9 protein-coding genes are annotated in these 11,740 nt (G+C 36.3%); all 9 read left to right on the top strand.

Annotation, left to right across the window (positions count from 1 at the left end):
- Nucleotide 1 precedes the first annotated feature (1 nt).
- The 9 genes from ACWM35_RS04150 (at nucleotide 2) to ACWM35_RS04110 (ending at nucleotide 11,727) form a co-directional block, all read left to right on the top strand.
- On the top strand, nucleotides 2-1,414 hold the full coding sequence (locus ACWM35_RS04150) for a glycosyltransferase family 2 protein (protein ID WP_454815840.1): 1,413 nt from the start codon (nucleotides 2-4) through the stop codon (nucleotides 1,412-1,414).
- Nucleotides 1,411-4,503, top strand: a complete 3,093-nt coding sequence (locus tag ACWM35_RS04145; RefSeq protein WP_454815752.1) for a hypothetical protein — start codon at nucleotides 1,411-1,413, stop codon at nucleotides 4,501-4,503. Before ACWM35_RS04150 ends, ACWM35_RS04145 begins: the two co-directional genes overlap by 4 nt.
- A 107-nt stretch (nucleotides 4,504-4,610) precedes the next feature.
- Complete coding sequence (locus ACWM35_RS04140) at nucleotides 4,611-5,609, top strand: LacI family DNA-binding transcriptional regulator (RefSeq protein WP_454815750.1); 999 nt, start codon at nucleotides 4,611-4,613, stop codon at nucleotides 5,607-5,609.
- 298 nt (nucleotides 5,610-5,907) lie between these two features.
- Entirely contained in the window at nucleotides 5,908-6,936 is a 1,029-nt protein-coding gene (locus ACWM35_RS04135; RefSeq protein WP_454815748.1) for a LacI family DNA-binding transcriptional regulator, read from the top strand.
- A gap of 33 nt (nucleotides 6,937-6,969) precedes the next feature.
- Nucleotides 6,970-7,560 (top strand): KpsF/GutQ family sugar-phosphate isomerase, encoded by a 591-nt coding sequence (locus tag ACWM35_RS04130; protein ID WP_454815746.1) that lies wholly within the window; start codon nucleotides 6,970-6,972, stop codon nucleotides 7,558-7,560.
- 21 nt (nucleotides 7,561-7,581) lie between these two features.
- The gene (gene rbsK / locus ACWM35_RS04125) at nucleotides 7,582-8,517 is read left to right on the top strand and encodes a ribokinase (RefSeq protein ID WP_454815744.1); all 936 of its coding nucleotides are present in this window, start codon (nucleotides 7,582-7,584) and stop codon (nucleotides 8,515-8,517) included.
- 126 nt (nucleotides 8,518-8,643) lie between these two features.
- Nucleotides 8,644-9,927: an ABC transporter substrate-binding protein gene (locus ACWM35_RS04120; RefSeq protein WP_454815742.1), complete on the top strand. Its 1,284-nt coding sequence runs from the start codon at nucleotides 8,644-8,646 to the stop codon at nucleotides 9,925-9,927.
- Nucleotides 9,928-10,031: 104 nt separating this feature from the next.
- Entirely contained in the window at nucleotides 10,032-10,901 is an 870-nt protein-coding gene (locus tag ACWM35_RS04115; protein WP_454815740.1) for a carbohydrate ABC transporter permease, read from the top strand.
- A 16-nt stretch (nucleotides 10,902-10,917) separates the two neighbouring features.
- Nucleotides 10,918-11,727: a carbohydrate ABC transporter permease gene (locus ACWM35_RS04110; protein ID WP_454815738.1), complete on the top strand. Its 810-nt coding sequence runs from the start codon at nucleotides 10,918-10,920 to the stop codon at nucleotides 11,725-11,727.
- Nucleotides 11,728-11,740: the final 13 nt, after the last annotated feature.

Genomic DNA, 11,740 nt, shown 5'->3' with positions numbered 1-11,740 from the left:
AATGGGATTTGTGCAGTGGCTGGATATTGTATCAGTGTTTGCGGGATTTATTGCTGTCTATATGGTAATTGTGATCGTGTTTTATTCTGTGATCCTAGTTTTTTCAATTTTTCAGCTTCGGCGGGAATATCAATTGGACCGGGACCAGGCATTTGAGGATTACATGGATGAAATTTATACAAAGCCGGTTTCAATCATTGTTCCTGCCTACAATGAGGAAGCGGGGATCATTCAAAGTGTCCGCTCCCTATTAAGCATTAATTATCCGATATTTGAAATAATTGTTATCAATGATGGTTCGAAGGATTCTACCTTAAATAAGGTGATTGAGCATTATGAGATGAAGGAAATTAATCGTGTAGTGCGAAAACAGGTTAAAACGAAGCCAATCAGGGGCATTTACCAATCTTCCCGACTTCCGAATCTATTTATGGTGGATAAAGAAAACGGCGGAAAAGCGGATGCACTAAATGTTGGACTTAATTTTTCATCCTATCCATATTTTTGTTCATTGGATGGAGATTCCGTTTTGGAACAGGATGCATTTTTAAAGGTAATGAAGCCCATTATTGATTCTAATGAAGAGGTCATTGCCTCAGGAGGCAGTGTCCGAATTGCCAATGGCTGTGAAATTAGAAGTGGTCATATGCAAAAAGTTGGTCTTTCGCAACATCCATTAGTAATCATGCAAATTATTGAATACTTACGAGCTTTTTTAATGGGGAGAATTGGCTTGAGCAGGCATAATCTATTGTTAATCATTTCTGGAGCGTTCGGAGTATTTTCGAAACACTGGGCAATTACAGCTGGCGGATATAAAACAGATACGGTCGGAGAGGATATGGAATTAGTTGTCAGAATGCATCGGCTTCTAAAAGAAAAGGGATTAAAGAAAAAGATTGTCTATGTTCCAGACCCTGTTTGTTGGACAGAGGTACCGGAGGATATGACGATTTTACGCAGACAAAGACGCCGCTGGCATCGTGGTCTCTTTGAAAGCTTATGGAATCATCGTGGATTAACCTTTAACCCTAAATATGGTTCTATTGGTATGATTTCATTTCCATATTTTTGGATTGTGGAGTTTTTTGGGCCAATCATTGAACTCTTGGGCTATATATTTATGATTTTATGTTTATTTCTTGGAGGAGTTTATTTCGAATTCGCCATTTTGCTATTTCTTCTTTCCTGTTTATATGGTTCTATTTTTTCAATGACTTCGGTGTTATTGGAAGAGTGGAGCTTAACAAAATATCCAAAAGTGTCACATATCATTACACTTTTTTTATTTTCATTAACTGAAACGATTTGGTATCGGCCATTAACTGTTCTTTGGCGATGTGAAGGAATCTGGCAAATGATGATTGGTGATCAGAGCTGGGGAGAAATGAAAAGAAAAGGTGTTTCGAAATGAAAAAACAAGTGAGCTTCTTTATTTATGCATTTCTCATTTTTATCATTATTCTCAGTCCTTTTTGGTTATGGATAATTAAGCCGTCTAAAGAACTAAATGTGTTGATTTTAGACAAATCTGCACCAAAGCAAGAATCCAGTGTACATAAGGGATTGGTTTGGATTCTTAATAATGGAAAGTATCGGTGGGAAAATGAGAAAACCAATAACTATAAAAAATATGATGTCATTTATTTAACCGAACAATACTTTGAAACCAATAATATCGATCAATTTAAACAAACACTCCTTTCAACTAAAGGTAAAACTTTCATGGCAGAATTTGACACGTTTGCAAGTACTGGTACAGAAGAGGTTCGCGAAAAAATATCGAATTTATTAAACATAGACTGGACAGGATGGATCGGCAGATACTTTATTGATCTTACGAGTGCGGAAGTACCAGACTGGATTAAGAAACAATATAAATCTCAAAATCAAAAATGGAATTTTTCTGGAGAAGGCTTTGTGTTTATTAGTAAAAATAATTTTGTCGTGGTCATTGACGAAAAAGATATGTTAGATTCTGGAGCTCTGTTCAATTTGACAGAAAAAGGTAAGAGTTTTTTTGATCGAAACATTAATGGTACCTATCAATATTGGTTTGATATCAATTCTGCTCGGGATAAAAATGAGGTGCTCGCCTCCTATGAACTACCCATTTCCAAAAAGAAAAAGGCAGAACTGAAGGGATATGGAATTCCTACTAATTTCCCCGCTGTTTTATTCCACCAAAATGCAAAATATAATTCTTTCTATTTTGCTGGTGATTATGCAGATGAGGCAGAAGTCCCTTCCATTTACCAAACAAAAGGTTTGGAGCTGTGGAGAGAGCATTTTGGAACAAAAGATTCCTTTTTCTGGACCACCTATGTGCCGATGATGCAGTCTTTATTGAGTAAAGGTCTTAAACATACGATTAAACAAGAAAAAGTGGAGTTAGTGGAGAACAAAGGGATAGAGACCAATTCTCGAACAAGCAACCAATATATTCAAGTCCAAAAGAACAGGAAATGGGAGGACTATTTGATAAAAGGTGTTAATATGGGGATTGCAAAGCCTGGTTACTTTCCTGGCGAGACGGCGATCGCGAAAGAGGAATATTTCCGCTGGTTTAAAGCCATTGGCAATATGAATGCGAATGCAATTCGTGTCTATACGCTTCATTCTCCAGAGTTTTATGAAGCATTTTATGAATATAACCAAATTGCCAAAAAGCCATTATACCTTTTTCATGGTACATGGGTGAATGAAGAAAATCTCCTTGAAGCGCAAAATTCGTTTACGGAAAAAATCACTGCTGATGCAAAGCTTGAAATTAAAAATATGATTGATATCATTCATGGAAAGGCAAACATAGCTGAGAAGCCAGGACATGCCTCAGGTGAGTATAACTATGATATTTCTAAATATGTGCTAGGGATAATAGTTGGGATAGAGTGGGACCCGTATATGGTTATGAGTACAAATAAGATGAACCAGGAGATACAGGATTTTAAAGGGGAATATTTTAACACTGTAGATGCCAGTCCATTTGAAGTGTGGCTTGCCACATTAATGGACTTTGCGGCTAGCTATGAGGCAAATAACTATCAGTGGCAGCATTCTTTAAGCTTTACAAACTGGGTGACCACGGACCTGTTGAAACATCCAGCTGAGCCGATGGAGAAAGAGGATTTGGTTACAGTTAATCCAAATCACATACAAGCTAAGCAACAGTTTCAGGCAGGCGTTTTTGCTTCCTATCACATTTATCCGTATTACCCAGATTTTCTTAATTATGAGCAAAAGTATCTGGATTATTTTGATAAGAATGGTAAAAAAAGTAATTATGCAGGTTATTTGCATGAATTGGCCGCGGAACATAAACTGCCTGTTCTCGTTGCTGAATTTGGCGTTCCAGCCTCAAGGGGATTAACCCATAAGAATCCCTTTAACATGAATCAAGGATTTTTAACAGAGGAAGAGCAAGGGCAAATTAATAAGAAACTTTTTCAGTCTATCGTATCAGAAGGTTATGCCGGCGGATTAGTATTTACCTGGCAAGATGAGTGGTTTAAGCGTACCTGGAATACAATGGATTTAGACAACTCTAATCGGAGGCCATATTGGAATAACATGCAAACAAGTGAGCAGCACTTTGGCTTGTTATCCTTTGAGCCAGGTAATAAAGAATCCACTATCACTGTTGATGGTATAGCAATGGATTGGAAACTAAATGATGGTAAGGTACTTTATCAATCTAAAAATAAACAAGAATATATTGATGAGGTCCGCATTTATGCAGATAGTGGCTATTTGTACTACTTGCTTTCCTTTCATGAACCAGTTGATTTTCGTCATCAGTCCGCCTATTTGCTTCTTGATACGATTACAGATCAAGGTCAGCAAAATATCAATCTTACAGAAGAAGAAAGTCTAAAGACAAATTTTGGAGTGGACTTCATGATCAAGCTCGCAGGTCCAGACCATTCTAGAATAATGGTCGATAGCTACTATGATCCATTCTATTTTCAGTACGCACATATGCTTAACATGATGAAGCATGAAACGTATGCTAACCAAAAGAATAATGGTGTTTTTCACCCCATTAGACTTGCACTTAATAAAGAATTAACAATACCCTCAACGAATACCGTAATTCCTTTTGAGGCGTATGAAACAGGGGTACTAAAATTCGGTACGGCAAATCCATTGGATAAGGAATTTGACTCGTTATCGGATATTAGTATAAGCGATGACAAAAAGGTCTTAGAGGGAAGGATTCCTTGGCAGCTTCTTAACGTTAAAGACCCTAGCTCAAGAGAAGTTATCGGGGATTTATGGAAAAAGGGCTTAACAAATAGTGAAAAATTCGATGGGATACGAATCGCTACAACTTTGGTAGAAAATGGAAAAATAAAACAGACGCTACCGCAAATAACGGGCAATATACTAATGGAAGACGACGTATTTATATTTACTTGGAACGAATGGGATCAGCCGGTTTATTATGAACGTTTGAAAAAATCTTATGAAATAATGAAAATGACTTTTGGTAGAACTGAATAAAAGACCTTGATAGGTCTTTTTAATTTTAAAAAAAATATGTAAAAATGGTAAAATAATGAGTGACTATTCATAATTCGGTTTAGAGAAAAAATTGGAAGTGGATAAATATGAACAATGTCACGATTAAAGATATTGCTAAAGAATTAAATATTTCAACGGCAACGGTTTCCAGGGTGCTAAATAACAGCGGCTACGCAAGTCCTGAGGTAAAAAAACGGGTACTGGAAATGGCAAATAAAATGAATTATCGGCCCAATGCAATAGCCAGGAGTTTGAAAAAAAATCAAACCAATACAATTGGAGTGATTATTCCGGATATATCGAACCCTTTCTTTATGAAAATATCTAAAGGCATTGAAGATGTTATCCATCCGAGTGGTTATAATTTAATCTTTACAAGTACCGATGAAAATCCGAACAAAGAAAGAAAAATGCTTCAGGTACTATTTGAAAAAAGAGTAGATGCCATTGTTTTAGCGACAACAGGTGAAAATGAAGAGTACATTAATAAAATTAAAAATTCAGGTATACAAGTAATCTTAGTAGATAGAAAACTTAATAATGATGAATTAGAACTCGATTATGTGATTGAAGACAATATCCATGGTGCTTATCAATTAACATCTTATTTAATAAAACAAGGTCACACCAGAATTGGCGTGATTAATGGCTCCTTATCTGTATGTACTGGTTATGAGCGGTTTGTGGGCTATAAAAAGGCAATGGCTGAATATGGGTTACAAACTGATCTAGAATATATTTATCATGGTGATTTTACTCAGATTTCTGGTTTTAAGGGGGCAGAATATTTTTTAAATATGCCTCAAATGCCAACAGCAATCATCTCTTTTAATAACACAATGACTTTCGGGGTTCTCCTCCAGTTAGCCCAAAGAGGAATTTCAAACTTTGGGAATCTAATGATTGCATCCTACGGTGAAAATGATGCGGAACAATTAATTAGGGTTCCAAAGATTATTAGCATTAAGCAATTTCCATATAAAATGGGAGTTCGTGTGGGTGAGATTTTACTCCAACGTTTAGTCAATAATAGTGAAATTCGAATATGTGAACGACTAACGCCGAAGTTATTCCCTGAAGATTGAGCCTTCTATCCAAGCAGACTTTATTCGGAAGAGATCTATTGCTTCCGAATAGAGATTTTCAATCTGCTAACCGTGTATTTATCAAATTGAAATAAAAGATTAAAAAAATTTAAAAAAGTCATTGATATTTTTTGAATTTTTTTATAAAATACATGTAAACGATTACAGCTAAGGCTGAAATTTTTTTAACTTCTTATTTTACCGGTAAAGTAATAAAATAATTTTTTGATTCTTCTATAGTTCTTTCTTTTTATTCAACTTTGATAAAAATTTTTGTTTATTGTGTAAACGATTACACATGGAGGATAAAATTGGATGTGAGATTGACATGACTAACGTGACTATTAAAGATATTGCAAAGGAATTAAATGTATCGATCGCAACCGTTTCTAGAGTCCTCAATAACAGTGGCTATGCAAGTAAAGAAATGACAAAACGTGTGCTGGCTACTGCCAAAAGATTAAATTATCAACCCAATGGAATTGCCAGAAGTTTAAAAAAGCATCAGACAAATACTATTGGGGTTATCATCCCTGACATTTCAAATCCTTTTTTCATGAAAATCTCTAAAGGAATTGAGGACACAGTTTTAAAAGGTGGATACCACTTGATTTTTGCTAGCTCAGATGAAAATCCAAAAAAAGAAAAAGAGATGCTAAAGGTTTTATTTGAAAAACGTGTAGATTCAATTGTCCTTGCTACTGCAGGAGAAAATGATGAATTAATCAAAAGAATAAAATTTTCAGGTGTACCCATTATTTTAATAGATAGAAAGATTAAAAATATTGAACTTGAACTTGATTATGTAATCGAAGATAACGAGGAGGGTGCCTATCAGTTGACGTCTTATCTGATTCACAAGGGGCATAAGCGAATTGGCGTAGTCAATGGCTCTTTATCAGTAAGTTCAGGACATGAACGATATTTGGGATATAAAAAGGCTTTATTGATTCATGGTTTGCATGAAAGCCCCGATTTAATCTATTGTGGGAATTTCACGCAAGGAGATGGTTATTATGCCGCTGAGAAGTTTTTATCTTTGAGAGAACCGCCTACTGCAATCATTTCATTTAACAATACGATGGCATTTGGTGTGCTTCATCAATTAACACAACAAGGTCTTTCAAAATTTAAAAATCTTGTTATTGCGTCCTATGGAGAAAATGAGGCAGCCCAATTATTTACTATTCCAGAGATCGTCTGCATAAAGCAGGCTCCATATGAAATGGGGGTGCGAGTAGGAGAAATTATTATTAACAAATTGGTCAATAACGATCTAGAGCCCATTTATGAAAAATTTAAGCCAATCCTCAATATAACAAACTGAGTATTCAAAACACAGTATGAAAGGAGTTATTCCATGAATCTATTAGAAGAAATAAAAAAGGTAATTGAAGTAGAGGCTGCATCCATTAAAGCCTTATCCGAGCAAATAGGACAGAGCTTTGAAGAAGCACTATCAATAATTAGTCAATGTAAAGGAAAGGTAATTATTACAGGTGTTGGGAAATCTGGACATATTGGCAAGAAAATTGCTGCCTCGTTTGCCAGTACAGGAACACCTGCATTCTTTATTCATAGTACCGAAGGACTGCATGGAGATTTAGGGATGATTCAAAAGGAAGATGTTGTGATCTTAATTTCAAATAGCGGAGAAACTTCAGAAGTATTAGGACTGCTTCCTTCACTTATTAAAATCGGCAGTAAAATGATTGCTATTACCTCTAAGACAGATTCAACATTATCTCAGTTTTGTGATGTAGTCCTCTCTTATCAGTATACTTCAGAGGCAGACCATCTCGGTTTAGCACCAACAACTAGTTCTACTGTGACATTAGTGATTGGTGATGCGCTTGCTGTTGCGCTATCGATATCAAAAAACTTTAGAAAGGATGATTTTCATTTATACCACCCAGGTGGCAGCTTAGGGAGAAAATTATCAAATCAATAATTTAAAAGGGTGTAGATTGCTATGAAGATTTTAGTGATTGGTAGTTTCATGATGGATTTGGTTGTTCGAACAAATCGATTCCCACAAATAGGGGAAACCATTATTGGTTCGAGTTTTTCAAAATTTCCCGGTGGAAAAGGAGCTAATCAGGCAGTGGCTGCTGCAAGGCTAGGAGCGGAAGTTACCATGGTTGGAAAGGTTGGTTCTGATCCATTTGGGGACGAATTTCTTACAACTTTAAAAGCGGAAGGAATTAATACAGCCTATATTTTACGAGATACACAACATCCTACAGGAGTTGGTTCGATTACATTAGATCAACAAGGTAGTAATAGAATCATAGTTGTGCCTGGCGCGAATTTACACTACAACATTGGTGAATTAGATAACACTAAAAATCTAATTAAGGCTTCAAATATTTTAATAGTTCAGCTGGAAATGGACTTAAACATGATTGCGGAAGCTGTTTCCTATGCTTCATCCGTTCAAGTGCCAGTCATACTAAACCCAGCACCTGCACAAATGCTAAGTGATGAACTTCTCCAAAATGTTACCTATTTAACTCCAAATGAGACAGAAGTTGAAATATTAACGGGGATTAAGGTCTTAACGAAAGAGGATGCTGAGGCTGCAGGTAGAGTTCTACTTCAAAAAGGTGTTCAAAATGTTGTGATTACCCTAGCTGAAAAGGGAGCGATAATTGTCAATTCCACAGGCAGCCATTATGTTAGAAGTTTTAAGGTGAATCCAGTAGACACGGTAGCGGCGGGTGATGCCTTTAATGGTGCTTTAGCAGTAGAGCTCATTAGCGGAAAATCGTTGAAAGAAGCTGTTGAGTTTGCAAATGCGGTTGGTGCATTAACAGTAACAAGAGAAGGGGCCATTCCCTCGCTTCCAAATAGAGAAGAGATTGAAGCTTTTATTAGTCATCAAACTGGTGGGCAAGTGAAACAATAAAAATAATTTAAGTGTTTAAAAGCCTTTTAAACTATTGAAAGGGGGAATTCTACAAAAAAAAACAAAAAGAATGTAATCGTTTACAAATTCTCTGTTAAAATGCTATTAAAAGAGGGGGAAAATGAGATGAAACTCTGGAAGTCGTTTTTGATTTTTAGTATCGTTTTGATTCTTGTTGTTCAAGCAGGGTGCAGCAGTTCTTCCAAAAGTAGTGGAGACGGTAATTCAAAAGATGGAAAAGTAACTACACTTAAATTTTGGGATTTTCACACTGAAGCTGAAAAGAAATTTTTCCAAGACTTAGTAAAAGAGTACAATTCCTTACACAAAGACAAGGTGAAAATTGAGTACACTGCGTTTAATCAAAGTGATTATACGACCACCAAGTTACCGGTTGCGTTTGCGAACGAAGAAGGTCCAGACATTTTTATGGTAAGTCCTGGTGACTTCACAAAATATGCAGAGTCAGGAATCATGGCAGATTTAAATTCGTATTTTCCAGATGGTGCTAAGGAAGATTTCCTCCCAGCTGCAATTGATGCAGTCACCTATGATAATAAAGTACTAGCCCTTCCATATGAATTAGAATTACTAGGTTTATATTATAATAAAAAAATGCTGGCAGATGCGAATGTTGAAGTACCGAAAACATGGGATGAATTAAAAGCCGCTGCTGAAAAATTAACAACAGATAAAGTTGCTGGCCTAGTTCTCCCAACGGATAAAGGTCCATATCTAAACTTTATTTGGTATCCATTCCTATGGCAGCAAAGTGGAAATGTATTAAATACAGATGGTACGAAATCAACATTTAATTCACCAGAGGTAGCAAAAGCATTAGATTACTGGGGATCTTTTTTCCAAGATGGAGATGCTCCGTCTAAATTACAATATGGTCCATGGGATGCAGCGAATATTGGAACAGGTACTGCAGCGATGACAATAGTTGGTACATGGGCTGTTCCAGTCCTTGAAAAAGAATATAAAGATGTTGAAATTGGTCTAGCTCCAATTCCGACACCAGATGGCGGAAAGGCAGCAACTGCTGCAGGCGGTTGGAAAATGGCTGTAAACTCAAAGAGTGAAAACGTAGAAGAAGCGGCTAAATTTATTATGTGGTGTTTTGCAGAAGATAAATCACGTCCATTGAAATGGGCTACTGAAATAAAGTTTGCTTATCCTCCTAGACAATCTGTGATTGAAGAAGGGCAAAAGATTTATGGTGAAGGATTACGTAAAGTATTTACGGAAGAAATCTATGATTCTGCGATCCCAGAACCTCGTTATGGCCCAGAAGTGGTAGATGCAGTTGGAGAAGCTATGCAAAAGGTCATGTTCAGCAAGGTCAAAGGTGAAGATGCCGCTGCTGAAGCACATAAAAAAATTGATGAAGCACTAAAGAAGAAATAATACTTATATAAGTCCGGGTGGCTTCTAGTAAGTTTCCCGGACTTTGAATGGAAGTTAAGCTTGCGCTTTTCTAATTACCTCGATATTGACGAGGAGGAATTTATGTGAATTTTAAAAGAAAAGAATCGTTAACTGCGTATGGTTTTTTATTACCTAACTTATTAGGTTTAACTGTGTTTGTATTTGTGCCAATGGTCTATGCTTTTTATGTGAGTCTCCATGAGTGGAATGCTCTAAGTCCTAAGGTTTTTATTGGTTTTGAGAATTATCAAAAGCTAGCAGCGGATAAAGATTGGTGGAAATCTGTGTATCGTACCTTTCAATTCACGATCATTTATGTTCCATTACTGGTTGGTTTATCTTTGGTATTAGCAGTCATAATGAATAATATAAGGCGGAAATTTGAAGGCCTTGCTAGAACGATGTTTCTACTTCCTTTTGCGATCACATCGGTTATTTCTGCCGTAATATGGATGTTTTTATATGATCCGCGCAACGGCTTTATTAATCAATTTTTAGATCTATTTGGAATTGAAAATCAACAATTTTTGGGATCTACCGATCAAGCACTGATTTCAATTATTGTCGTTATACTTTGGATAAACCTCGGATATAATATGATGATTTTTTTGGCATCAATTAAGGAAATTCCAACTGATTACTATGAGGCAGCGCAAATTGATGGGGCAACAGGCTGGAAAGCTTTCAGGCACATTACCTTGCCATTGCTGCAACCGACGACCATTTTTATTCTGATTGTAACAACTATTGGCTCTTTTCAAGTCTTTGACCAAATCATGGTTATGACTAAAGGCGGCCCTGCAAATTCAACGATGGTAAGTGTTCTTTATATTTACAAACAAGCTTTTGAATTCTTGAATATGGGTTATGCTTCAGCATTAGCAGTTGTATTGTTTTTAATCATTTTTGTTCTTTCCCTTGCTCAGCTAAGGATGTATTCCGATAAAGATTAGGAGGTGCAATGATAGCGTGGCGAAAAAAAATCGGCTTTTAACTGCCTTTACAATCTTCTGTGGAATATTAATGGTTCTTCCGGTCTTTTTCTTAGTAATTAGCTCATTTAGAGCTCCAGAAGATGTCTTTAATCTTAATTTTAGCTTTGCCAATTTGACATTGGAGAATTTTAAAGCAGTATTGGAAACCAATATTTTAAGGGCGATCTGGAATTCTTTAGTTGTTTCAACATCGGTAACGATTGTAGCTTTACTTTTTCACTCCATGTCAGGATATGCTTTATCAAGATTAAACTTTCCAGGGAAAAATTTAGTCTTTGGCTGGATGATTAGTACGATGATGGTACCATTTACGGTTATTATGATTCCTCTTTATATGGTTACAAAGAATCTAGGAATGGCTAACTCCTACCTAGGGCTAATTATTCCAATGATTTTTAATGCATACGGTATCTTTTTATTTCGACAATTCTATAAAGATTTTCCTAAGGAACTGGAAGAAGCTGCCTATATGGAAGGATTATCGATTGCCGGCACATTCTTCAAGATCGTTCTTCCTTTGTCGAAACCAATGATGATTCCACTTACGATTGGATTTTTTACGGCTAATTGGAACAACTACTTATGGCCGCTGATTATTAATCAGAAAGAGGAGCTGTGGGTGGTACAAGTGGCATTGGCGAATATTGTTGGAGGTGGATATGAAACCTCATGGGGTATCGTTTTAGCTGCCGCTTTAATGAGTGCGATTCCGATCTTTATCGTATTCTTTTCCATGCAGAAATATTTGGTTGATGGAATTAAAATGTCTGGTGGTAAATTATAAAACTAGATTACTA

This window comes from Neobacillus sp. K501 (assembly GCF_053749995.1).
This window is presented reverse-complemented; position numbering and strand designations above follow the sequence as displayed.